This window comes from Acidovorax sp. 106 (assembly GCF_003663825.1).
Taxonomy (GTDB): domain Bacteria; phylum Pseudomonadota; class Gammaproteobacteria; order Burkholderiales; family Burkholderiaceae_C; genus Acidovorax.
In genome coordinates, this window is record NZ_RCCC01000001.1 from 3,993,567 (window position 1) to 4,016,076 (window position 22,510).

Sequence of the window (22,510 nt, forward strand, 5' to 3'; positions counted from 1 at the left end):
TCAATAATGTAGTAAAGGGCTGACGCATGCGTGATGGCATTCCTTCTCCAACCGGCCCCAGCGCCGATGGCATCTGGCACGGCCTGCTGCCGGTGCCGGGGCTGGTGCAGCCCGATGTGCCTGTGCCACCCAGTACGCGCTCCAGCATCGTGGTGCAGCAGGGGCAGATCCAATGGGTGGGGCCCGATGCCGCGGTGCCTCCCGCTTGGCTGCACCTGGCGCGCAGGCAAGGCGCGGGTTCGTTGGTCACGCCGGGCTTGGTCGATTGCCACACCCACTTGGTCTACGGCGGCCAGCGCGCCAACGAGTTCGCCATGCGCTTGGCAGGCGCCACCTACGAAGAGGTGGCCAAGGCGGGCGGCGGCATTGTCTCGTCCGTCAAGGCCACGCGCGAGGCTTCGGAAGACGAACTCTTCGCCCAGGCCGCCCCACGCCTGCAAGCCCTGCTGGCAGAGGGCGTGTGCGCCATCGAGATCAAGTCCGGCTACGGCCTGGCGCTCCCGCATGAGCGCAAGCAACTGCGCGTGGCCCGCCGCTTGGGCGAGGCCTTTGGCGTGACGGTGCGCACCACTTTTTTGGGTGCGCACGCCTTGCCGCCCGAATACGCGGGGCGTAGTCAGGACTACATCAATGTGGTTTGCAACGAGATGCTGCCCGCGCTGGCGGCCGAAGGGCTGGTGGATGCGGTGGACGTGTTCTGCGAGCGCATCGCCTTCACGCTGGCCGAGACCGAGCAGGTCTTCCAGGCCGCGCACAAGCTGGGCATTCCCGTCAAGCTGCATGCCGAGCAACTGTCGGACATGGGCGGAGCGGCGCTGGCGGCACGCTATGGTGCACTGTCGTGCGACCACATCGAGCACTTGTCGGCAGAGGGCATCGCGGCGATGAAAGCCGCAGGCACCGTGGCCGTGCTGCTGCCCGGCGCTTACTACACGCTGCGCGACACGCATTTGCCGCCCATCCAGGCGCTGCGCGATGCGGGGGTACCGATGGCCGTGTCGACCGACCACAACCCCGGTACTTCGCCAGCGCTCAGCCTGCTGCTCATGGCCAACATGGCCTGTACGCTGTTTCGGCTGACGTGTCCAGAGGCCTTGGCAGGCATCACCACCCAAGCAGCGCGGGCACTGGGCTTGCAAGATTCGCACGGACTGATTGCCTCCGGCAGGCCCGCCAATTTTGTGCTGTGGCCGGTGGCCGATGCAGCCGAGCTGGCCTACTGGTTTGGCCACCAGCCCGCCTGCACCATCGTGCGGCAAGGGCGCATTCACGGAGTCCAGGTATGAACCAGATTTTTGCGGCCGACGCACTGCTGCCCACCGGCTGGGCGCACGACGTGCTCATCGCGTGGGACGGGGCAAGGCGCATCACCGCCGTCACGCCCAATATGCAGCGCCCCGAAGGAGTCACCGCTGCCGCAGGCCCGGTGATCCCCGGCATGCCCAACCTGCACTCGCACGCCTTCCAGCGCGCCTTTGCTGGGCTGACCGAATACCGAGGCCAGGCGGAAGACAGCTTCTGGAGCTGGCGCAACCTCATGTACCGCTTTGCCCAGCGCATCACGCCACAGGCGCTGGAGGCCATTGCCACCTGGCTGTACATCGAGATGCTGGAGGCGGGCTACACCTCGGTGTGCGAATTCCATTACGTGCACCACGACACCGATGGCCGCCCCTATGCCGACGACGCCACCTTGTCGCTGGCCTTGCTGCGCGCCGCGCACACAGCGGGCATCGCCATCACGCTGCTGCCCGTGCTGTACCAGACCAGTGGTTTTGGTGCCAAACCGCACCGGGCTGACCAGGCCCGGTTCATTCGCAGCACCGACAACATGCTCACATTATTGGAGCGCCTTGCGCCCGTAGTACGGGCGCAAGGGGCCGTTTTGGGCCTGGCCCCGCACTCGCTGCGCGCCGTGCCGCCAGACAGCCTCGCCGCTGCCGTGCAGGGCCTCACGGCGCTGAACCCCCAGGCGCCCATCCACATCCACATTGCCGAGCAGACGCAGGAGGTGGAGGACTGCATCGCCTGGAGCGGCCAGCGCCCCGTGCAGTGGCTGCTGGAGCACGCGCCGGTGGACGAGCGCTGGTGCCTGATACACGCCACGCACATGACGCCCGCCGAGTACGCTGGCGCCGCCGCAACGGGCGCCGTGGCAGGCATCTGCCCCACCACCGAAGCCAACCTGGGCGATGGCATCTTCGATATGCCCCTGTGGCTGCAACACGGCGGGCGCTGGGGTGTGGGATCGGACAGCCACGCCTGCGTGAACGCAGCCGAAGAACTGCTGATGCTCGAATATGGCCAGCGCCTGTCGCGCCGCCAGCGCAACGTATTGGCCCACAGCAGCCAGCCGGAGGTGGCCACTGCCATGACCCTGCAGGCCGTGCGGGGCGGGGCGCAGGCATCGGGCCGCCTAGTGCCTGGCGCAACAGCGGGCATCGCTGTGGGGCAGTCGGCCGACTGGGTCGTGCTCGATGCTCAGCATGTGGCCCTGCGCGGCCTGCCCGCGCCCGCCATGCTGTCGGCCCATGTGTTTGCCAGCCACCGCACTTCGGCCATCGACAGCGTGTGGGTGGGCGGTGCACGCCGTGTGGCCCAGGGCCGCCATGCGCTGCATGACCCAGCCGCCAGCGCTTTTGCCTCCGCACGCGCCAGCACCATTGCACCCGACTGACCCTGAACCTTTCTGACCCGATCTCCATGACCGCCATGACCGCCGTGACCGCTGCTGCCCCCCCACCATTCGTTTTCCACCAGGGCACGCAGCCCTTGTTGGTATCCATGCCGCACGCTGGCACCTATGTGCCGCCTGCACTGGCAGCCCGCTTCACGCCCGAGGCCCGCCATGTGCCAGACACCGACTGGCACATGGAGCGCCTGTACGCCTTTGCCAAAGACATGGGCGCGTCCATCCTCGTGGCCACGCATTCGCGCTATGTGGTGGACTTGAACCGTCCGCCCGACGGTGCCAGCCTGTACCCGGGCCAAAGCGTCACGGGCCTGTGCCCGGTCGATACGTTTGACGACACGCCTATCTATGCTGCGGGTGATGTGCCGCAAGAGGCTGAAATCGCAGCCCGCCGCGACGCCGTCTGGGCTCCCTACCATGCGCAATTACGTGCCGAGCTGGACCGCATCCGCTTCCAGCATGGCGTGGCCATCCTGTGGGATGCGCACTCCATCCGCTCGGTGTTGCCGCGCTTTTTTGAGGGCAAGTTGCCCGACCTGAACCTGGGCACCGCCAACGGCGAAAGCTGCGACGCTGCACTGGCGCAACGACTGTTGCAGATTGCCAAAGCCGCCCCAGGCTACACCGCCGTGCTCAATGGCCGCTTCAAAGGGGGCCACATCACCCGCCACTACGGCCAGCCGGGGCAGGGCGTGCATGCCGTACAACTGGAGATGACGCAGTGCAGTTACATGCAGGAATGCCTTCCGTTTGACTACCTGCCAGAGCGTGCTGTGCAGGTGCAGCCGCATCTGCAGCGCATGCTGGCTGCCGCCTTGGACTTTGCGCGGGGGGCTGAGGGGGGCGCCAGGTGAATTTCGCTGCACGGCAGTATCCCTGCGAACATCGGGGCTTGACCTAGGGACCCTCTGCACAAATCACCGCGCCGCGGGCATCTGTGGCCTCGGGCGGTCTGCTGCGTTGCAAATACTCGCAATAGCGATGGCCATTGCTGCGTTTTGCGCTTAGCAGCCCATCCTGATCCGCAGCGCACACTTGGCCAGCTCGATTCGCGCAGAGGATCCCTAGGGCAATTTTTGCCAATCGGTCAGGGCTTAACCGCGTGGGTGGTGCTACGATGCAGCTAGACAACCCTCTGCACTGGAGGGTGGGGTGGTTGCACCACCCATGCGGAAGGAGCCGCACACTATGCGCGATGCGGCTTATTACTACATGCCTTTGTTCAGTCCGGGAGCCTCCGTCATGCTGGGGGCTCGCCATGAAACCGTGAGCCATGTGGTGGTGCGGCGCTGCGCCTTGATGGTGTATCTGCAAGGGCATGAGAACCCTGTCCATCCTGAGTCTCTCAAGCTCGAACCCACGGCTTTTCACCTCACTCGCAGGCCAGACAAATACTGACGTGGGGCCAAAGCAAAACAGGCGCGAAAGCGCCTGTTTTGCTTTGTGGAGTTAGAGCGGCTAACAAAACTCAGGGCAGCGGCCTTGGCTAGGCGTTCCGTCGCAGGCAGTACAAGCGGTACGACAAGACGGAACAACGACACCAGGGGCGTTTTGTTAGCCGCTCTTAAACGCGTTGCGCCATGGTCTCGCCCAGCCGGATGGTGCGTGCAGGCTCCCACTGCGGGTTAAATTGCATGGCCCCTTTGGGGAACAGCATCACCACGGTGGAGCCCAGCAAAAAGCGACCCATCTCCTGCCCTTGCTGCAGGCTCACCTGGCCGGGGGCATAGTCCCACTGGCGCAATTGGCCTGTGCGCGGCGGGTTCACCAAGCCATGCCACACAGTCGCCATGCTGCCCACAATGGTGGCGCCCACCAGCACCATCACAAACGGCCCCAGGTCGGACTCAAAAAAGCACACCACGCGCTCGTTGCGCGCGAACAGCCCAGGCACGCCTCTGGCCGTCGTGGGGTTGACCGAGAACAGGTCGCCGGGGGCGTGCACCATGTGCGTAAGCTGACCCGCACAGGGCATGTGAATGCGGTGGTAGTCGCGTGGGCTGAGGTACAGCGTGGCGAAGTGGCCATCGTCAAACACCGCTGCGCGGGCTGCATCGCCCCCCACCAAGGCGGTGGTGGAGTACGAATGCCCCTTGGCTTGGAAGACCTGGTCGCGCTCAATGCGGCCAAACTGGCTGATGGCCCCGTCCACCGGGCAAATCCAGGTGGCACTGGCTTGCGGCCTGGCACCCGGTTTCAGCGCGCGGGTGAAAAAATCGTTGAACGTGGCGTAGGCGGCCGGGTCGGGGTTCTCTGCCTCGGCCATGTTCACGTTGTAGCGGGCAATGAAGCGCTCGATAGCCATCGTTGTCCAGCGGCCCGCCCGGGCCCGGGCCAAGCGCCCAGCGGTGGATGTCAAGGCTTGCTTTGGCAAGAGGTATTGGGGCAGAACGGCGAGGCGATCGGACAAGAGCACTTCCTTCACAGCGGGTGGTGCGGCGCATTCTAGGGCCTGTTCACTGGGCGATGCGGTAAATGGCATTCATTTTCATTTGATTGAAATGATGCAAATGCTATTGACGTAATTGAAACAACTAATTACATTTGAATCATTCAAGGCACACCCGTTCGAAAGACGGGGTCGCAAAGCCACCGGTCTAAACCCAGCGATGGGCACGATAGCGGGGTTGCCAATACAGCAAGTGCGCTCGGAATGAGTGCCTGTGTCGTGTTGTATCGCCTGCTTTGCGGTGGGCTGCGGTGCCTTGTATCCACACTGTCCTTTAAGGGGTGATACATGCGCTCAGTTTTGATTTCGAGTGACCGCCGGTCTTCCATGCGCAAAACGCAGTGGGTTGCCTCCGGCGTCCTGTTGGCTGCATTGGGTGCCTGCGGTGGCGGCAGCGAAGACCAGGCCCCGCAAGCCCTGGCCCAAGCCGAAGTGGCCACAGCCACGACCACCCTGGCACTGCAGGCCGATGAACTGTCCAGCGACGCTGGCGCGCTCATCGCCCAGCCCACGTTCCACGTCGCCCCTGTGGTGTTGACGCCGCCCGACGACGCAGACGTCCTCAACGCCAATGCGTCTGCGGCGCAGACCCCCAAATCGCAAGCGGTGCCCTCGGGCCTTGCGGCGCTCTCGACCAAACGCCTGACGCTGGACACGCTGGAGGCTGTTCGTACCAAAGGGATGCAGGCCGCGCCATCGTCGGCCGACGGTGAGCAGGCCACGCCACTGGCGGGCTCAGCTGTCACCACCTACACGGTGGCCCAGGTGCGTGCAGCCTATGGTTTCCCGGCGTTGCCCGCTGCTGGAGCCCAGCCCACGGCCGCCCAGGCTGCGCAACTGGGGGCGGGGCAAACCATCTACATCGTGGCTGCCAAGCACAACCCCAATGCGGCAGCGGAGTTGGCCGCTTTCAATCAAAAATTTGGCCTACCCACCTGCACCACCCGCACCTTGGCTGCCAGCACGGCATTGCCACTGCCTGCAGCCTCCAAGACGGGTTGTGAGCTGGTGGTGGCCTACAGCAGCGCCACGGGCACGCTCTCCGCCACGGCGCCTGCCTACGATTCGGGTTGGGCCACGGAAATTGCGTTGGATGTGCAGTGGTCGCACGCCATTGCCCCCTTGGCCCGCATCGTTCTGGTCGAGGCGCCCGATGCGTCCGTGAACAACCTGACATCTGCGATCCGCCTGGCCAATGCGATGGGGCCGGGGGTGGTGTCGATGAGCTTTGGTGCGGCGGAGGGCGCCTGGACTTCGACCTTGGACTCTGCGTTCTCTGCCGCCAACATGACGTACCTGGCCGCCACGGGGGATTGGGGTGCGGGTGTCATGTGGCCTTCCGCATCGGCCAACGTTCTGGGTGTGGGCGGTACCACGCTGACCTACAGCGGTACGGGCTCTCGGTCTGAGGTGAGCTGGTCGGGCACCGGCGGTGGGATCAGCGCCTATGTGGCCACGCCCACCTACCAAAAATCGGGTTTGCCAGGCGTAGGCTCGGCGGTGCGTCGAACCGTGGCCGATCTGGCCATGAATGCGGACCCTGCCACGGGTCACTACCTGGCCGTAATCTCCCCTGGCAGCTCGACCGTGCAGTGGCTGAGCGCTGGCGGCACCAGCCTCTCGTCGCCCATGTGGGCTGGGCTTGTGGCGGTGGCCAATGCCGCGCGCGTGCAGGCGGCCAAGCCGGTGCTGGGTGCTGCGCACAGCACTTTGTATGGCCAAGTGGGTGCGGTGCCGGGCAACTATGCCAGTGGCTTTGCAGACATCACGCTGGGATCGCACGGCACTTGTGGTACTTGCTCGGCTCGCGTGGGCTATGACCAGCTGACCGGCCTGGGCACACCCAATGCCGCCAACCTCGTCAATTTGCTGTCCGGCGCGTCAGCCCCGGCCGTGCCGCCCTCGGTGACATCCGCCACCATCAATGGTCAGGCGAATACAGCGCTGTCGTTCACCGTGTCGGTCACCGCACCGAACCCCGTGACCTATGCCCTGACAGGCGCACCCTCCGGCATGGCCATCGGTTCCACGGGTGTGGTGACCTGGGCCGCGCCAGTGGCCGGCTCCTATGCCGTCACCGTCACAGCCCGTGACACCAAGACCGGGCTGAGCGCGCAGGGCGTGTACACCGTCGTGGTTGCCGCGCCTCCTAGTGCGCCTGTGGTCGCCGGTGGTACGGTGGCAGGCAAGGTCGGCGTCGCCCTGTCCTTCAATGCGACGGTGCCTTCGTCCAGTCCCATGGCTTACACCCTGGCTGGGGCACCTTCTGGCATGGCAATCAACGCCACTACGGGCGTTGTGACGTGGGGCTCGCCTGTGCTGGGTAACTACTCCGTGGTCGTAACGGCCAAGGACACCAAGACCGGGCTGTCTGGCAAGGGGACCTACACCGTGCAAATCACCTCTGGCGGCTTGACCATTACGGCACCGGCCATGGTCGGGGTGGTGGGCAAGCCGTTGACCGGCACCATTGCCATTTCGGCACCCGCAGGCACCTCGTTCTCCGTGTCCATCTCGGGTGTTCCTTGGGGCATGGGTTTCTCGATCAGCGGCACCACCATCACGGCACTGTGGGCCGCACCTGTGGCTGGCAGCTACCAGCTCACGGTGGTGGCCAAGGATTCCGCAGGCCGCACCACGCAGGCCATGGTGCCGATCACGGTCAGCGCCAAATGAGGTGAGCCGGGCTGGCCCGGGAGGGCTGGAGCTGGCGCGGCGCAGTGGCGTTGAACACGCTCTGTGCCGCTTTGCTTTGGCTCAGTTTGTTCGGCGAAGGCGACAGGGCCGGGTGCATGCGGCAACGTCCATAGGCAAGATACCCACATCGCGCTACAATCGACAGGCTCATGCACAGCGCCTCGCCTGTTCATTGAAGCCGTCTCATCCAGGCCTCTTTTCTTTCTGATCTGCGCCCCGGGTGCAGCGACTCCCCCGCCCGCAAAGCACCGTGCCCAGAGATTCCTGAGGAATTTTCTTCAGGGACCGCGTTGGCAGATGCCCGCATGTGCTGCGCGCAAACCACAGAATTTTGTTTTTAAGATCACCAGATAGAAAAACATGGCCAAAGAAGAACTCATTGAAATGCAAGGCTCCGTCACCGAAGTCCTGCCTGACTCGCGCTTTCGCGTCACTCTGGACAACGGTCACCAACTGATTGCCTACACCGGGGGCAAAATGCGCAAGCACCACATCCGCATTCTGGCGGGTGACAAAGTGTCGTTGGAAATGTCGCCCTACGACCTGAGCAAGGGCCGTATCACTTTCCGCCATCTGGCTGGACGTGGCCCAGGCCCTTCTGGTGGCAATCGTTAAAATTTTCAATGGGCTGGGGAAATCGGCCCATTTTTCAAAGTTATAATTTTTAGCTCTTCAGATTGTTGCCTTGGTGGCAATCTGGCTGACCTCTCGTAGGCACAGCAGGTTTTTAAAGTTTTTAAAAATTTGCTTGTTTGGTCAGAAGCCCGGAAGATTCGGGTTATAATACGAGCTGTCGGAGCGTAGCGCAGCCTGGTAGCGCATCTGCTTTGGGAGCAGAGGGTCGCGAGTTCGAATCCCGCCGCTCCGACCATTGTTTTAAGGGTCTGCAACAATCGTTGCAGACCCTTTTTGCATTCTGGCGGGCTTTGCGGTGTGTATCTGCTTTGCCTCATGGGGCTGCGGCTTTTGGGCTCGCTGATCTGGCACTATCGTGTGTTCTGCTTCTGCGCCTCTTCCTGTGCCGTCATGCCCTTGAGTTCTGCTGATTTGCCCTCTTCCACACCGCGCTATGCATTGGTCGATGCCCTTCGGGGTTGTGCCATGGTGTGGATGACGCTGTTTCACTTCTGCTTCGACTTGGCTCACTTTGGTTTGTGGGCGCAGAACTTTCGCATCGACCCGGTATGGACGATGCAGCGCACAGCCATCGTGAGTTTGTTTTTGTTTTGCGCAGGACTTTCGCAGTCCATTGCCGTGCAGCAGGGGCAGAGTTGGACCCGGTTTAGATGGCGTTGGCTGCAGATTGCAGGAGGCGCCTTGTTGGTGAGTCTGGCTTCGTACGCCATGTTCCCCCAAAGCTTCATTTACTTTGGCGTACTGCATGGCATGGCGGTCATGCTGTGTGTTGTCCGTTGGAGCGCCGGCTGGGGGCGTTGGCTGTGGTGGGTGGGCAGCGCGGCGCTGTGCCTGCCTCCTCTGGCGGCCTATGCGTTTGCCAACGGTGCCGAGGCCCTGGCGCCCTGGTTCAATGCCCCTGCGTTGAATTGGCTGGGCTGGGTGAGCCGCAAACCCTTCACGCAAGACTATGTGCCCGTGTTTCCTTGGCTAGGCGTTATGTGGTGGGGTATGGCTGCGGGCCAGTGGTTGCTGTTCAATAAGCCTGACTGGTTGCAACGGCCCTTGCCCGGCCTTTTAAAAGGCCCAGCAGTGCTGGGGCGTTGGAGCCTCAGCTACTACCTGCTGCACCAGCCCGTGCTGATGGGCGGGTTGATGGCTTTCCTGTGGCTAGCTAAACGCTGACGTGAATGCTGCCATGCAGTGGGTGCGCTGTGCGCGGTGAGATTGCTCGACAGTGATTGCGGTGCATCACCTTGGCCTGTAGATGGTGGCCTGCGGTGGTGCGCAGGCATAAAAAAACGCGGCCTAGGCCGCGTTTGATGGTGAAGCGCCCAAGCGAAGCGGGGCGCTTTCAGGTGCTCACTCGACCTTGGCCTTGGCGCGCAGGTCTTCTTGGAACTTCACAACCTTCTGCTGTTGCAGTTGTTGTGCTACCTGAGGCTTCACTTCTTCCAACTTGGGGAGTTCGGCTTGGCGAACGTCCACCAGGCGGATCACGTGCCAGCCAAATTGGCTCTTCACGGGGGCATCGGTGGTCTTGCCCTTTTCGAGCTTCAGCAGCGCCTCCGTGAATTCGTTCACGTAGCTGGAGGGGTTGGCCCAATCCAGATCGCCGCCCTTGGCTGCAGAGCCTGGGTCCTTGGATTGCTTCTTGGCCAGGTCTTCAAACTTGGCACCCTTCTTCAGGGCTGCAATGATGGCCTTGGCGTCGGCTTCTTTTTCCACCAGGATGTGGCTGGCCTTGTATTCCTTGCCGCTGTTGGCTGCCACGAACTTGTCGTACTCAGCCTGGATTTCAGCGTCGGTCACAGGGTTGGTCTTTTGGTAGTCAGCGAACAGTTCGCGGATCAGGATGGTCTGGCGGGCCAGTTCCATTTGGGCCTTGAAGTCTGCCGAGCCGTCCAGGCCACGCTTTTGGGCTTCTTGCATGAAGATTTCGCGAGCGATCACTTCTTCCTTGATTTGGCCTTCAACGTCAGGCGTCACAGGGCGACCCGAACGCTCCACTTGCTGGCGCAGCACTTCTGCACGCTCTTTGGGCACGGCTTTGCCGTTGACGATGGCAATGTTCTGGGCGGAAACGGGCAGGGCCATCGTGCCCAGCACGGCAGCGGCCACGAGGCCGGACAGGAGCTGTTTCTTCATGCGAGATCCAAAAAATGAGAAGGTGTTTGCTGGCTGAAAACCGGCAAGTGAGGAAACTGGGGCCGGCTCAGAGAATTTCAATGGCGAGTGCGTGAACGCCCCGGTCAATAAATTCTTGCAGCGCATCATACACAAGGCGGTGCTGCGCTACCCGCGACTTGCCTGTAAACAAAGGTGACGCTATGCGCACCCGAAAGTGGGTGCCAAAGTCGGTGCCGTTGGACCCCGAATGTCCTGCATGGGCGGCACTTTCGTCCAGCACTTCCAGGGCCGTGGTGCTCAGTTGTTGCGCCAACTGGTGGTGCATTTGGTCTGCAAGGGTCATGGTCTGCAAAAGGGTGGGGCGGCGGACAAACTGGGGTTACTGCGTGGGCTCATCGCCCTTGATGTGGGGGGCGATGTAAAGGCCCTGACCCACCAGGAAGACCAGAGGGAAGGCGTAGCCCCAGAGCTTGAAGTCCACCCAGAACTCGGTGCTGAAGTTCATCACTACGTAGGCGTTCACCGCCGACATGAAGGCGCAATACACGATCCAGGCCTGGTTCAGTCGCATCCATACCGCATCGGGCAGGCTCAACTGGCCGCCCAGCAGCATATGCAAGATGTTCTTCTTCATCACCCACACGGCAATTGCCAGGGCCACGGCCATCGCGCCGTACAGCACCGTTGGCTTCCATTTGATGAAGCGGTCGTCCTGCAGCACCAGCGTGAGCGTGCCGAACACCACGATCAGCACCAGCGTGATCTTGTGCATGGTCTGCAGTCTGCGGTCGATGGCGTAGATCAGGCCCATCTGCGCCACGGTTGCGGCCATCAGCACCCCAGTGGCCACATAAATGTTGAAGAACTTGTAGGCGCCGAAGAACAGCAGGATGGGGAAGAAATCAATCAATATTTTCATAAGGCGAGGCCAGCGTGCTGGCTCAGCGGTTCAAGCGGCAGTTCAGCGGTGGAGCGGTTCAAGAGGCGTCGGGTTCAAAGTCGAGTGACGCAGAGTTCATACAGTAGCGCAGCCCGGTGGGTGCGGGGCCGTCTTCAAAGACATGGCCCAGGTGGGCCCCGCATTGTGCACACACTGTCTCGGTGCGCACCATGCCGTGGCTGCGGTCCACGATTTCGTGGATGGTGCCGGGGATGGCCTCTGAGAAGCTGGGCCAGCCGCAGCCTGCGTCGAATTTGGTGAGCGACTCAAACAGTTTGGCCCCGCAGCAAATGCAGTGGTAGCTGCCGTCGGCCCAGTGGGCTTCGTATTTGCCGGTGAAAGGGCGCTCGGTGGCCGCGTGGCGGGTGACTTGCAGGGCTACAGGTTCAGCCCCCTTATTGCGCAGGATCTCTTGCCATTCGGCGTCGGTCTTCTGGATGGGAAAGGTCATGATGAGCAACTGATGGAAATGGAAGAAGCCCAGTCGGGCGGGAAGTCGGCATAGGCCTCGTGGCCAGGCTGTTCTTCAAAGGGCTGCTCCAGCAGGCGCTGCAACGTGGCCAGCTCTGAGAAGTCCCCCGCCTTGGCGGCGCGGATGGCTTGTTCGCCCAGGTGGTTGCGCAGCACGTACTTGGGGTTGGATTTGAGCATCAAATCACCCGCTAGCGCTTGATTATCAAGCGCCAGCAGCTCTGAATAAGATAGCAACCAAGCATCCCACGCTGACCGGTCGGCAAACAGGTCGCGCACGGGTTCGTACTGGCCATCCGCCACGGCGTGCGACAAGCGCCGCCAAAAGATGGTGTAGTCCACCGCATTGCGTGCCAGCAGTTGCAGCAGGTTTTCCACCAGTGCTTCATCCTCCGCACGGGTTTGCGTCAGCCCCAGCTTTTTGCGCATTTGCACCATGAAGGCGTTGGGGAACACCGTCTTGTAAGACTCCAGCGCGGCCAGCGCCGTGTCTTGCTCTTCGATGAGTGGCAGCAGCGCCTGGGCCAGGCAAAACAGGTTCCAGTAAGCGATGTTGGGCTGGCGGTTGTAGGCGTAGCGGCCATTGTGGTCGCTGTGGTTGCAAATGTGGCCTGGCACGAAGGCGTCCAGAAACTGAAACGGCCCATAGTCCAGCGTCAGCCCCAGGATGCTCATGTTGTCGGTGTTCATCACCCCGTGGCAAAAGCCCACGGCCTGCCACTGGGCCATCAAGTGGGCCGTGCGCTCACTCACGCTTTTGAGCAGCGCGGCGTAGGCATTGCCTCCCCATGGGCTTGTGGCTTCGCTGCTGCGGCATTCTGGGTAATAGCGGTCGATGATGTAGTCGGCCAGGGCGCGCAGTTGCGGCTCCAGGTCGTTGGCCGCAAAGTGCTCGAAGTGGCCAAAGCGCACAAAGCTGGGCGCCACCCGTGTGACGACGGCCGCCGTTTCGATTTCCTCGCGCCGCACCGATGCTGGCGAGCCGGTGATGCACAGCGCCCGGGACGTGGGAATGCCCAGGCCGTGCATGGCCTCGCTGCACAAAAATTCTCGGACGCTGGAGCGCAGCACGGCCCGCCCGTCGCCCATGCGGGAGTAGGGGGTGCGGCCAGCGCCTTTGAGCTGTATCTCGTACCCGGCAGCGGTTTCGCCCAGCAAGATGGCCCGGCCGTCACCCAGTTGCCCGGCCCACACACCAAACTGGTGCCCGCTATACACACTGGCCAGGGGTTGCGAGCCTGCAAGCAGTTGGTTACCGGTGAAGGCCTGCAGCGCTTCGTCGGCGTGCATCCAGTCGCCTGGCAGCCCTAGCAGCTGCGCCACATCGGTGCTGGTGCCCACCCAGTGCGGGGAAGGCAGTGGGGTGGGGCGCAGCTCGGTAAAAAAGTCGCTGCCCAGGGCGCTAAAGCCACTTTGCCAGCGCAAATTCAAGGGCTGCGCAAAGGCGGTTGGGGTGGACTGGTTCATGGGGCCATTGTCTCGCAGCCCGCTAATTCCTTCAGCTTCCGGGGCCTTGCTGGCGCAGTGGGCGTCGCTGGCGATACGAGGGATTTCACGAACCCTTTGCGACACCGACAGCCAGCCCGGCGCAGTACGATGACCATTTCGTTCACAACAACATCCTAGGAGTCAACATGCTGGGCCTGATGCAGAGCCAACCGCTGCTCATTTCGTCATTGATTGAGTTTGCAGAGCGCCACCACGGTGACGCGGAAATCGTCTCCCGCCGGGTCGAAGGCGATATCCACCGCTACACCTACCGTGATCTGGCGGCACGCTCGCGCCGCCTGGCCAATGCACTGGATGGCTTGAAGCTGCAGTTCAGCGACCGGGTGGCCACCCTGGCCTGGAACGGCTACCGCCACATGGAGATGTACTTTGGCGTGAGCGGCTCGGGCCGTGTGCTGCACACCATCAACCCCCGTTTGCACCCCGACCAGATCGCCTGGATCGTGAACCACGCCGAAGACCAGGTGCTGTGCTTTGACATGGGCTTTTTGCCCCTGGTGCAGGCCGTGCACGCGCGCTGCCCCACCGTGAAGCAATGGGTGGCGCTGTGCGATGCCGACAAGCTGCCCACGGACACCGGCGTGCCCGGCCTGGTGAGCTACGAGGCCTGGATTGGCCAACACAGCACCGATTACGCCTGGCCTGAGTTCGACGAAAACTCAGCATCCAGCATGTGCTACACCAGCGGAACCACGGGCAACCCCAAGGCAGCGCTGTACAGCCACCGCTCTACCACGCTGCATGCCTACGCGGCGGCGCTGCCCGATGTGATGTGCCTGTCGGCCCGCGATTCTGTGTTGCCTGTGGTGCCGATGTTCCACGTCAATGCCTGGGGCATCCCGTATTCGGCGGCGCTCACGGGTTGCAAGCTGGTGTTTCCAGGCCCTGCACTCGACGGCAAGTCGGTGTATGAGCTGATCGAAGCCGAGCAAGTGACCTACGCGGCGGGCGTGCCCACTGTATGGCAGATGCTGCTGGGGCATATGAAGCCCGAAGGGCTCAGGTTCTCCTCGCTCAAACGCACGGTGATTGGTGGCTCGGCTTGCCCGCCTGCCATGATCACGGCCTTCCAGGACGTGTATGGCGTCACAGTGCTGCATGCCTGGGGCATGACCGAGATGAGCCCGCTGGGCACCTTGTGCACCTTGAAGAACAAGCACCTTTCGCTGCCCAAGGAGGAGCAGATGAAGATCGTGCAAAAGCAGGGCCGCGCGATCTATGGCGTGGACATGAAGATAGTGGGCGGCGATGGCGAAGAGCTGCCCTGGGACGGCAAGACTTACGGCGACCTGCTGGTCAAAGGCCCCTGGATCGTGGGCAGCTACTTCAAGGGCGAGGGCGGCAACCCGCTGGTCAAAGATGCGCAGGGCCGGGGCTGGTTCCCCACGGGCGATGTGGCCACCATCGACGCCGATGGCTTCATGCAGATTACCGACCGCAGCAAGGACGTGATCAAGTCGGGCGGTGAGTGGATCAGCTCCATCGACATTGAAAACATCGCCATGGCGCACCCTGCCATCCAGATGGCGGCGTGTGTGGGCATGCCCCACCCCAAGTGGGACGAGCGCCCCATCGTGGCCGTGGTCAAGCGCCCCGGCACCGAAGTCAGCCGTGAGGAGTTGCTGGCTTTCTATGACGGCAAGGCCGCCAAGTGGCAAATCCCGGACGACGTGGTGTTTGTCGATGCCATCCCGATTGGGGCCACCGGCAAGATGCTCAAGACCAAACTGCGCGAGCAACTCAAGGACTACAGACTGCCGGGTCTTTGAGTGTTTGAGAGAAGCTGAACGCTGCGTCTGCGCCGCCAGTCGCGTGCGCGATAGCTGCTAGGGGCAATCCCTGAGCGTTCGGGGATTGCAACGCGGTACTCTGCGTCGTGTCGATTTACAAGGAGACAAGACCATGAGATTTGCTATCAAGGCTGTAGCGGCTTCCGTCCTTCTGGTGAGCGCTGGCGCGGTTTTTGCCCAAAAGGGTGAGACCGTCAAAATCGCTTGGCTCGACCCCCTCTCGGGCTTGATGGCTGCGGTGGGAACCAACCAGCTCAAGAGCTTCCAGTTCCTGGCCGAAGAGTTCAACAAAAAGAACCCTGCCGGCGTCAAATTTGAAATCATTGGAATCGACAACAAACTCAGCCCCCAGGAAACCACCAGCGCCCTGCGCTCGGCCATGGACCAGGGCGCACGCTATGTCGTGCAAGGCAACGGCTCGGGCCCAGCCCTGGCCATCATGGATGCGCTGGAAAAGCACAACGCCCGCAACCCCGGCAAGGAAGTGCTGTTCTTGAACTACGCGGCGGTGGACCCTGACCTCACCAACAGCAAGTGCAGCTACTGGCACTTCCGCCTGGATGCCGACACCTCCATGAAGATGGAAGCGCTCACGACCTACATGAAAGACCTGCCCGAGGTCAAAAAGGTCTACCTGATCAACCAGAACTATTCGCACGGCCAGCAGGTGTCGAAGTTCGCCAAGGAAATGATGGCCCGCAAGCGGTCCGATGTGCAGTTTGTGGGGGACGACCTGCACCCCCTGGCCCAGGTGCGTGACTTTGCCCCCTACATCGCCAAGATCAAGCAGTCGGGTGCCGACAGCGTCATCACCGGCAATTGGGGCTCTGACCTGGCGCTGCTCATCAAGGCCGCCAACGATGCAGGCTTGAACAACGTCAATTTCTATACCTACTACGGCTCGGTTACCGGCAGCCCCACAGCCATGGGCGCGGCTGCATCGGGCCGCGTGTACATGGTGGCCTATGCCCACATGAATTTGCCGGGCGAACTCAACAAGATCGTTGTGGACTACAAGAAGAAGTTCAACGACGACATGTACACCGGCTCGATCTACCACGCCTACACGATGCTCTCAGAAGCGTTTGTCAAAGCGAAATCGACCGACCCCGTCAAGGTGGCCGCCGCCATGGAGGGCATGAAGTTCAAGAGCTTCAACGGTGAGGTGGAGATGCGCAAGACCGACCACCAGTTGCAGCAAGGCCTGTTCATCTCGAAGTGGGAGAAGGCCAATGACAAATTCCCCGTTGACTCAGAAAACACTGGCTACACCTTTGTGCCGGTTAAATACTACGAGCCCTACGTGGCCAGCACGCCCACTTCTTGCCAGATGAAGCGGCCGTAAGCTCGCCAGCGTCGCTCGGAGGCCCGACATACTCGGGCCTTTTTTTTACCCAGCAATGAAAAATTCCCATGAATCTTGAGTTTTTCGTGATCTCTTTGCTCAACGGCGTCAGCTACGGGCTGCTGCTGTTCATGCTGAGTTCAGGCCTCACGCTGATCTTCAGCATGATGGGAGTGCTCAACTTTGCGCACACCAGCTTCTACATGCTGGGGGCCTATTTCGCGTTCACCATTTCCAGCGTGGTGGGTTTTTGGCCTGCATTGGTGCTGGCTCCCCTGGTGGTTTTTGCGCTAGGCGCGGCCTTTGAGCGCTACTGCCTGCGCCGGGTGCACAAGTTCGGTCATGTGCCAGAGTTGCTGGTGACCTTTGGTCTTTCGTACCTGATTCTGGAGCTGGTGCAGCTGGTGTGGGGGCGCTCTACGGTGCCCTACGGCCTGCCAGAGCAACTGCAAGGGCCGCTGTTCACGCTGTATGGCACGCAGTTTCCCAAGTCCCGCTCGTTTGTGATGCTGGTGGCGTTGCTGATGCTGGTGTCGGTGTGGCTACTGCTCACTCGCACGCGCATTGGCCTGGTGATTCAGGCGGCGTTGAAGTACCCCGAAATGGTCGAGGCGCTGGGCCACAACGTGCCGCGCGTGTTCATGCTGGTGTTTGGCGGTGGTGCTGCGCTGGCAGGGCTGGCGGGCGTGATTGGTGGCAACACCTACGTGACCGAGCCCGCCATGGCGGCTTCGGTGGGCTCCATCATTTTTGTGGTGGTGGTGGTGGGGGGCATGGGCTCGCTGGCCGGGGCGTTTTTGGCGTCGCTGCTCATTGGCCTGGTGCAGACCTTTGCTGTGGCGCTCGACTATTCCTTGATCCACGCCTTCAAGCTGGTGGGCGTTGCGGTGACCGAGCAAACTTTTGGCTACCCGGTGCTCAAGCTCACTATTTCGCAGGTGGCGCCCATCCTGCCTTACCTGTTCTTGGTGCTGATTTTGATCTTCCGTCCCAAGGGCCTGTTGGGCACCCGTGAGGACTGACCCCATGAATAACTCCAAACCCACAATGGCCGCAGCTGGCCCCGTGTCCTACTACCGCTTCAAGCCCTTGAACGTAGGGCGCTTCGTGATCTGGGCCCTGTTTGCCGTGGCACTCATCGTTGCGCCCATGCTGTTTCGCAGCAGCCTGGCGCTGACCATGCTCTCGCAGATCGGCTACCTCATCATCATCTGCCTGTCCTACAACATGCTGCTGGGGCAGGGCGGCATGCTGAGCTTTGGCCACGCGGTGTACACCGGCCTGGGTTCGTTCATCGCCATCCATGCCATGAACATGGCGACCAAAGGCTCAGCGGGCATTCCGCTGGTGTTGATTCCTTTGGTGGGGGGGCTGGCAGGGGCTTTCTTTGCCATCTTGCTCGGCTTTGTCACGACCAAAAAGTCGGGCACCACGTTTGCCATGATCACGCTGGGGGTGGGCGAGCTGGTGGCGTCTATGGCGCTGATGTTTCCTGAGTTCTTTGGGGGCGAGGGCGGCATCACGACTGACCGGGTGTACGGCACGTCGTTCTTCGGCATCACCTTCGGCCCGGCTATCCAGGTCTACTACCTCATCGCGGCTTACTGCTTTGTGTGTACAGCCGCCATGTTTGCCTTCACCGGCACGCCGCTGGGGCGCATTTTGAACGCGGTGCGCGACAACCCAGAGCGTGTCGAATTCATCGGCTACAACACCCAGCGCGTGCGCTATTTCGCCTTCATCATCGCGGGCTTCTTTGCGGGCATCGGCGGTGGTCTGGCCACCATCAACTTTGAAATCATCACCGGCGCCGACAGCCTGAGCGTGATCCGCTCGGGCGGCTACCTGCTGTTCACCTTCCTGGGCGGGGCCACGTTCTTCTTCGGCCCCATCATCGGTGCGGTGCTGCTGGTGCTGGCCTCGGTGTTGTTGTCCGAGCTCTCCAAAGCCTGGCTGCTGTACCTCGGATTGGTGTTCCTGTTCATGGTGATGTACGCCCCCGGCGGCATTGCCAGCCTGATCATGATGAACCTGCGCCTGGCCAAGTACGGCAAGCTGCGCCCGCTGTGGTCGTCTTACCTGGGGCTGGCAGGCACAGGCCTGGTGGCGGTGATGGGCGCGGCCTGCATGGTGGAGATGACCTACCACCTGCAGCTCAATGCGGCCTTGGGGCCAGAGATGAACTTCCTGGGCGCCACCATCAATGCCAAGGGCCTGACCAGCTGGTTTGGTGCGGGCTTTGTGATGCTTACTGGCGGCGGGCTGTTTGAGTTGTGCCGTCGGCAGTTTGCCAAGCAGTGGAGTTCCATTCAGGAAGAGATTGAACATGAAATCAAGCGCGGGGAGGCTTTGTGACCATGGCGGCTGACAACGCAACCTACGCGCTGGAACTGCGCGATCTGCGCAAGAGTTTTGGCAAGACCGAAATCATCCGGGGCGCTAACTTGGCGGTGGCACCGGGCGAGCGGGTGGCCATCATTGGCCCCAACGGCGCAGGCAAGTCCACGCTGTTCAACCTCATCAGCGGGCGCTTTGCGCCCACCAGTGGCGACGTGATCTTGAACGGCCAGCGCATCAACGGCCTGGCCCCCTACGAGATCAACCGTAAGGGCCTGTCGCGCAGTTTCCAGATCACCAACATCTTCCCCAAGCTTTCGGTGTTTGAGAACCTGCGCTGCGGTGTGCTGTGGAGCATGGGCTACAAGTACACCTTCTTGCGCTTTCTCTCCAATCTTGACGACGCCAATGAGCGTGCCAAAGAGCTGATGGAGATGATCAAGCTCGACAAGAAGCGCGACACCCTGGCGATGAACCTGACCTACGCCGAGCAGCGTGCGCTGGAGATCGGCATCACCATTGCAGGCGGTGCCAACGTCATCTTGCTGGACGAGCCTACCGCAGGCATGAGCAAGAGCGAAACCACGCGCTTCATTCGCCTCATCAAGGAAGTGACCGTGGGTCGCACGCTGCTGACCGTGGAGCACGATATGGGCGTGGTGTTTGGCCTGGCCGACAAGATCGCTGTGGTTGTCTATGGCGAGGTGATTGCGTTTGATACCCCCGAGAAGGTGCGGGCCAATCAGCGCGTGCAAGAGGCCTACCTTGGATCGGCCGTGGCAGACGCACAGGGAGCGGGACACTGACTTATGCTGAAAATCGACAACCTACACGCCTACTACGGCAAAAGCCATGTGCTGCATGGCGTCAGCTTTGAAGTGCAACCCGGCGAGATCGTGGCGCTGCTCGGGCGCAACGGCTCGGGGCGCTCCACCACTGCCAAGGCCATCATGGGCCTGGTGGACTGGGAGGGCACGCTGCAATGGAAGGGGCAGAACCTCAACGGCAAAAAGGCCTACGAGATTGCACACCTGGGTCTGGGCTATGTGCCCGAGAGCCGCGATGTGTTCCCCAACCTGACGGTGCACCAGAACCTGCTGCTGGGGCAAAAGGGCAGTGGCAAAGGCAGCCGCTGGTCGTTTGACGACATGTACGAAATGTTCCCCCGCCTCAAAGAACGCCAGCACACCGAGGCGGGCGTGATGTCAGGCGGCGAGCAGCAGATGCTGACGCTGTGCCGCACCCTCATGGGCGACCCCGACCTCATCATCATCGACGAGCCCACCGAAGGCCTGGCGCCCAAGATCGTGGAGCTGGTGGGACAGTACCTGCAGACGCTGAAGGCCCGGGGCATCTCGGTGCTTTTGATTGAGCAAAAGCTCACCATCGCCATGACCATCTCTGACCGCGCCCTGGTCATGGGCCACGGCTCCATCGTGTTCCAGGGCACGCCCGACAGCTTGCGAGCAGACAACTACATCCGCAAGGAGTGGCTGGAGGTTTAAGTACCCCATAGGTTTGTCAGTGCGAGTGACTTCAAGCCTCGGCATCGCTGCTGGGGCTTTTTTTTGCCCTGCGTGGCTTTGTCTTGATCTGTGTCGGGAACTCGCTTTTTGGGCGCTGTGAAGTCATGGCAATGACCGCGCGCTGGCGTATAAGTCTTCTGTCGCCTGCGTTTTGGCCATTTTGCAAACGGGCGACCTGGTCACCCGCAGGCCGCACAGCCACAGGGCAGGGCTACCCGCCTTCTCGCCCTGCAGCCTCCGGCGCTTCGCGGATGTCCAACTTACCCAAGGGACGTCAGAAGCACATGAAAAAGCACACCAAAAACCCATCTCCCGCCAACCCCCAAACCGCCCAGCTGTGGATCGTGGGGGGCGGCATCGCAGGCATGTCTGTGGCCGCCTTTGCCATTCGCGATGGCAAGGTGCCCGCCAGCCATATCCACATTCTGGAAGAAACGGGCATGCCCGGTGGCTCGCTCGATGGCGGCGCTGCGCCCAATGCGCCAGCGCCCCAGACCTGGGTGACGCGCGGTGGCCGCATGCTGACCGACGAAACCTACCTGTGCCTGTGGGACTTGTTTGAGGGCATTCCCTCGCTCGAAGATCCCACTGTGTCGGTGCGCGAAGAATGCCGCCAGTTCAATGCCCGCGTGCAGACCCATGCCCAGGCCCGCCTGATCGATGCGCAGCACGTGATTGCCGATGCCGAGAAGCTGGGCCTGTCGATGGGGCACCGCGTGCAGATGCTGCGCCTGCTGGCCCTGACCGAGGCCCACATCGGCAGCCGCCGTATCGACGAGTTCTTTGACGAAGCGTTTTTTGAAACCCATTTTTGGCGCATGTGGCGCACCACCTTTGCCTTCCAGAAGTGGCACAGCGCCATTGAGTTGCGCCGCTACTTCCTGCGATTTGTGCAAGAGTTCTCGCGCATCCACACCCTGGCGGGCGTCAAGCGCACCAAGTACAACCAGTACGACTCGATGGTGGTGCCCCTGCAGCGCTGGTTGATGGAGCAGGGCGTGGACGTGCGCTTTGGCCACCGGGTGACCGACGCTACTTTTGCCACCCAGAGCGACGGCACACGCCGCGCCACGGCGCTGCAGGTGCACACGGTGCAGGGCGGTATCGCCATGGACACCACGCTGGACCTGGGCGCCGACGACCTGGCTTTCTTTACCCTGGGCTCTATTACCTCGGACGCACGCTACGGCGGCAACGACGACGTGCCGGCACTGGTGCGTGGCCGCGAGGACCATGGCTGGGCGCTGTGGGAGAAGATCGCGCAGAAGGCCCCCGACTTTGGTCGCCCAACGGCGTTTTGCGGCAATGTGGACGAGCACAAGTGGGAGTCGTTCACCCTCACCATGCGCGACGACCGGCTGCTGCAGCGCATCACCGAATACTCGGGCAACAAGCCCGGCACGGGCGCCCTGATGACCTGGTACGAATCGGGCTGGCACCTGTCGGTGGTGGTGCCGCACCAGCCGCATTTTGATGGGCAGGCAGAGGGCACTTACACCCTGTGGGGCTATGGCTTTCAAGTGGACAACGAGGGTGACTACGTGCGCAAGCCCATGTCGCAGGCCACGGGCCGTGAAATTCTCACCGAACTCATCCACCAGATGGGTTTTGGCGACCTGCTGGACCATGTGCTGGCCACCACCGATATGACCACGGTGATGATGCCCTATGCCTCGGCCCTGTTTGCCTGCCGCGCGCCGGGTGACCGGCCCCTGGTGTTGCCCGAGGGCTCGCAGAACTTCGCCTTCCTCGGCCAGTTTGTCGAGATGGAAGACGATGTGGTGTTCACGGTGGAGTATTCGGTGCGCTGCGCGATGGTGGCCACCTACCACCTGCTGGGCATTGAGCGGGAGATCCCCGCCATCTACAACGGCATGCTGGACCCCAAGGTGGGGCTGCATGCGCTGGAGGCTGCCTTCCGCTGACGCGACGCCCCCGAACCCACTGACCAAGCCCCTTGCGAGGGGCTTTTTGCATGGGGACGCGGGTTCCAGTCCAGCGTTCACTGC

At 62.1% G+C, this 22,510-nt stretch carries 20 protein-coding genes, 1 tRNA gene and 1 riboswitch; of the genes, 15 read left to right on the top strand and 6 right to left on the bottom strand.

Features of this window, described 5'->3' with window-relative positions; all coding sequences use genetic code 11:
* Positions 1-26: 26 nt before the first annotated feature.
* The 4 genes from hutI to C8C98_RS17595 all read left to right on the top strand — a co-directional run bounded on the left by hutI (position 27) and on the right by C8C98_RS17595 (position 4,090).
* A complete protein-coding gene (gene hutI / locus C8C98_RS17580; protein WP_121455336.1) occupies positions 27-1,286 on the top strand; it encodes an imidazolonepropionase in 1,260 nt (419 codons plus the stop codon).
* Complete coding sequence (locus tag C8C98_RS17585; protein ID WP_121455337.1) at positions 1,283-2,677, top strand: formimidoylglutamate deiminase; 1,395 nt, start codon at positions 1,283-1,285, stop codon at positions 2,675-2,677. The genes hutI and C8C98_RS17585 overlap by 4 nt, the downstream gene beginning before the upstream one ends.
* A gap of 26 nt (positions 2,678-2,703) precedes the next feature.
* Entirely contained in the window at positions 2,704-3,546 is an 843-nt protein-coding gene (gene hutG, locus C8C98_RS17590; RefSeq protein ID WP_233574586.1) for an N-formylglutamate deformylase, read from the top strand.
* 334 nt (positions 3,547-3,880) lie between these two features.
* Positions 3,881-4,090, top strand: coding sequence for a hypothetical protein (locus C8C98_RS17595; RefSeq protein ID WP_121456356.1), 210 nt, complete (start codon positions 3,881-3,883; stop codon positions 4,088-4,090).
* 166 nt (positions 4,091-4,256) lie between these two features.
* On the opposite strand, the gene asd is transcribed toward C8C98_RS17595, so the two are convergent.
* Complete coding sequence (asd, locus tag C8C98_RS17600; RefSeq protein ID WP_121456357.1) at positions 4,257-5,102, bottom strand: archaetidylserine decarboxylase; 846 nt, start codon at positions 5,100-5,102, stop codon at positions 4,257-4,259.
* A 137-nt stretch (positions 5,103-5,239) separates the two neighbouring features.
* Positions 5,240-5,327: riboswitch (cyclic di-GMP riboswitch) on the top strand.
* 141 nt (positions 5,328-5,468) lie between these two features.
* Between asd and C8C98_RS17605 the strand changes: the two genes are divergently transcribed.
* The 4 genes from C8C98_RS17605 (at position 5,469) to C8C98_RS17620 (ending at position 9,638) form a co-directional block, all read left to right on the top strand.
* Positions 5,469-7,817, top strand: a complete 2,349-nt coding sequence (locus C8C98_RS17605) for a S53 family peptidase (RefSeq protein WP_121455338.1) — start codon at positions 5,469-5,471, stop codon at positions 7,815-7,817.
* 381 nt (positions 7,818-8,198) lie between these two features.
* The gene (gene infA / locus C8C98_RS17610) at positions 8,199-8,453 is read left to right on the top strand and encodes a translation initiation factor IF-1 (RefSeq protein ID WP_099655250.1); all 255 of its coding nucleotides are present in this window, start codon (positions 8,199-8,201) and stop codon (positions 8,451-8,453) included.
* Between the two features lie 179 nt (positions 8,454-8,632).
* Positions 8,633-8,709 (top strand) — tRNA-Pro (locus tag C8C98_RS17615).
* A 155-nt stretch (positions 8,710-8,864) separates the two neighbouring features.
* A complete protein-coding gene (locus C8C98_RS17620; RefSeq protein ID WP_158600182.1) occupies positions 8,865-9,638 on the top strand; it encodes a heparan-alpha-glucosaminide N-acetyltransferase in 774 nt (257 codons plus the stop codon).
* A gap of 177 nt (positions 9,639-9,815) precedes the next feature.
* Here the strand turns inward: C8C98_RS17620 and C8C98_RS17625 are convergent, their stop codons facing one another.
* The 5 genes from C8C98_RS17625 to C8C98_RS17645 form a co-directional block, all read right to left on the bottom strand.
* Positions 9,816-10,601 carry a peptidylprolyl isomerase gene (locus C8C98_RS17625; protein WP_121455340.1) on the bottom strand — a complete coding sequence of 262 codons (786 nt, stop codon included), beginning with the start codon at positions 10,599-10,601 and terminating at the stop codon, positions 9,816-9,818.
* A 67-nt stretch (positions 10,602-10,668) separates the two neighbouring features.
* Positions 10,669-10,926 carry a BolA family transcriptional regulator gene (locus C8C98_RS17630; RefSeq protein WP_099740982.1) on the bottom strand — a complete coding sequence of 86 codons (258 nt, stop codon included), beginning with the start codon at positions 10,924-10,926 and terminating at the stop codon, positions 10,669-10,671.
* 36 nt (positions 10,927-10,962) lie between these two features.
* Positions 10,963-11,502, bottom strand: a complete 540-nt coding sequence (locus tag C8C98_RS17635) for a septation protein A (protein ID WP_121455341.1) — start codon at positions 11,500-11,502, stop codon at positions 10,963-10,965.
* Positions 11,503-11,560: 58 nt separating this feature from the next.
* Positions 11,561-11,974 (bottom strand): peptide-methionine (R)-S-oxide reductase MsrB, encoded by a 414-nt coding sequence (msrB, locus tag C8C98_RS17640; RefSeq protein WP_121455342.1) that lies wholly within the window; start codon positions 11,972-11,974, stop codon positions 11,561-11,563.
* Positions 11,971-13,461: a YdiU family protein gene (locus C8C98_RS17645; RefSeq protein WP_121455343.1), complete on the bottom strand. Its 1,491-nt coding sequence runs from the start codon at positions 13,459-13,461 to the stop codon at positions 11,971-11,973. Before C8C98_RS17645 ends, msrB begins: the two co-directional genes overlap by 4 nt.
* A gap of 167 nt (positions 13,462-13,628) precedes the next feature.
* Here C8C98_RS17645 and C8C98_RS17650 point away from each other — a divergent pair, with 167 nt between their 5' ends.
* The 7 genes from C8C98_RS17650 to C8C98_RS17680 all read left to right on the top strand — a co-directional run bounded on the left by C8C98_RS17650 (position 13,629) and on the right by C8C98_RS17680 (position 22,426).
* Positions 13,629-15,272, top strand: coding sequence for a 3-(methylthio)propionyl-CoA ligase (locus C8C98_RS17650; RefSeq protein WP_121455344.1), 1,644 nt, complete (start codon positions 13,629-13,631; stop codon positions 15,270-15,272).
* A 133-nt stretch (positions 15,273-15,405) separates the two neighbouring features.
* On the top strand, positions 15,406-16,638 hold the full coding sequence (locus C8C98_RS17655; protein WP_121455345.1) for a branched-chain amino acid ABC transporter substrate-binding protein: 1,233 nt from the start codon (positions 15,406-15,408) through the stop codon (positions 16,636-16,638).
* 68 nt (positions 16,639-16,706) lie between these two features.
* On the top strand, positions 16,707-17,660 hold the full coding sequence (locus tag C8C98_RS17660; protein ID WP_099655259.1) for a branched-chain amino acid ABC transporter permease: 954 nt from the start codon (positions 16,707-16,709) through the stop codon (positions 17,658-17,660).
* 4 nt (positions 17,661-17,664) lie between these two features.
* Complete coding sequence (locus C8C98_RS17665) at positions 17,665-18,993, top strand: branched-chain amino acid ABC transporter permease (RefSeq protein ID WP_121455346.1); 1,329 nt, start codon at positions 17,665-17,667, stop codon at positions 18,991-18,993.
* 2 nt (positions 18,994-18,995) lie between these two features.
* Entirely contained in the window at positions 18,996-19,781 is a 786-nt protein-coding gene (locus C8C98_RS17670; RefSeq protein ID WP_099655261.1) for an ABC transporter ATP-binding protein, read from the top strand.
* 3 nt (positions 19,782-19,784) lie between these two features.
* Complete coding sequence (locus tag C8C98_RS17675) at positions 19,785-20,480, top strand: ABC transporter ATP-binding protein (RefSeq protein ID WP_099655262.1); 696 nt, start codon at positions 19,785-19,787, stop codon at positions 20,478-20,480.
* Between the two features lie 305 nt (positions 20,481-20,785).
* Positions 20,786-22,426: an oleate hydratase gene (locus C8C98_RS17680; RefSeq protein WP_121455347.1), complete on the top strand. Its 1,641-nt coding sequence runs from the start codon at positions 20,786-20,788 to the stop codon at positions 22,424-22,426.
* Positions 22,427-22,510 lie beyond the last annotated feature (84 nt).

Excerpts from the sequence above, each read along its gene's own strand:
- hutI (WP_121455336.1), top strand. The coding sequence starts at position 27 with ATGCGTGATGGCATTCCTTCTCCAACCGGCCCCAGCGCCGATGGCATC.
- C8C98_RS17585 (WP_121455337.1), top strand. The coding sequence starts at position 1,283 with ATGAACCAGATTTTTGCGGCCGACGCACTGCTGCCCACCGGCTGGGCG.
- hutG (WP_233574586.1), top strand. The coding sequence starts at position 2,704 with ATGACCGCCATGACCGCCGTGACCGCTGCTGCCCCCCCACCATTCGTT.
- C8C98_RS17595 (WP_121456356.1), top strand. The coding sequence starts at position 3,881 with ATGCGCGATGCGGCTTATTACTACATGCCTTTGTTCAGTCCGGGAGCC.
- C8C98_RS17605 (WP_121455338.1), top strand. The coding sequence starts at position 5,469 with ATGCGCAAAACGCAGTGGGTTGCCTCCGGCGTCCTGTTGGCTGCATTG.
- infA (WP_099655250.1), top strand. The coding sequence starts at position 8,199 with ATGGCCAAAGAAGAACTCATTGAAATGCAAGGCTCCGTCACCGAAGTC.
- C8C98_RS17620 (WP_158600182.1), top strand. The coding sequence starts at position 8,865 with ATGCCCTTGAGTTCTGCTGATTTGCCCTCTTCCACACCGCGCTATGCA.
- C8C98_RS17625 (WP_121455340.1), bottom strand. The coding sequence starts at position 10,601 with ATGAAGAAACAGCTCCTGTCCGGCCTCGTGGCCGCTGCCGTGCTGGGC.
- C8C98_RS17630 (WP_099740982.1), bottom strand. The coding sequence starts at position 10,926 with ATGACCCTTGCAGACCAAATGCACCACCAGTTGGCGCAACAACTGAGC.
- C8C98_RS17635 (WP_121455341.1), bottom strand. The coding sequence starts at position 11,502 with ATGAAAATATTGATTGATTTCTTCCCCATCCTGCTGTTCTTCGGCGCC.
- msrB (WP_121455342.1), bottom strand. The coding sequence starts at position 11,974 with ATGACCTTTCCCATCCAGAAGACCGACGCCGAATGGCAAGAGATCCTG.
- C8C98_RS17645 (WP_121455343.1), bottom strand. The coding sequence starts at position 13,461 with ATGAACCAGTCCACCCCAACCGCCTTTGCGCAGCCCTTGAATTTGCGC.
- C8C98_RS17650 (WP_121455344.1), top strand. The coding sequence starts at position 13,629 with ATGCTGGGCCTGATGCAGAGCCAACCGCTGCTCATTTCGTCATTGATT.
- C8C98_RS17655 (WP_121455345.1), top strand. The coding sequence starts at position 15,406 with ATGAGATTTGCTATCAAGGCTGTAGCGGCTTCCGTCCTTCTGGTGAGC.
- C8C98_RS17660 (WP_099655259.1), top strand. The coding sequence starts at position 16,707 with ATGAATCTTGAGTTTTTCGTGATCTCTTTGCTCAACGGCGTCAGCTAC.
- C8C98_RS17665 (WP_121455346.1), top strand. The coding sequence starts at position 17,665 with ATGAATAACTCCAAACCCACAATGGCCGCAGCTGGCCCCGTGTCCTAC.
- C8C98_RS17670 (WP_099655261.1), top strand. The coding sequence starts at position 18,996 with ATGGCGGCTGACAACGCAACCTACGCGCTGGAACTGCGCGATCTGCGC.
- C8C98_RS17675 (WP_099655262.1), top strand. The coding sequence starts at position 19,785 with ATGCTGAAAATCGACAACCTACACGCCTACTACGGCAAAAGCCATGTG.
- C8C98_RS17680 (WP_121455347.1), top strand. The coding sequence starts at position 20,786 with ATGAAAAAGCACACCAAAAACCCATCTCCCGCCAACCCCCAAACCGCC.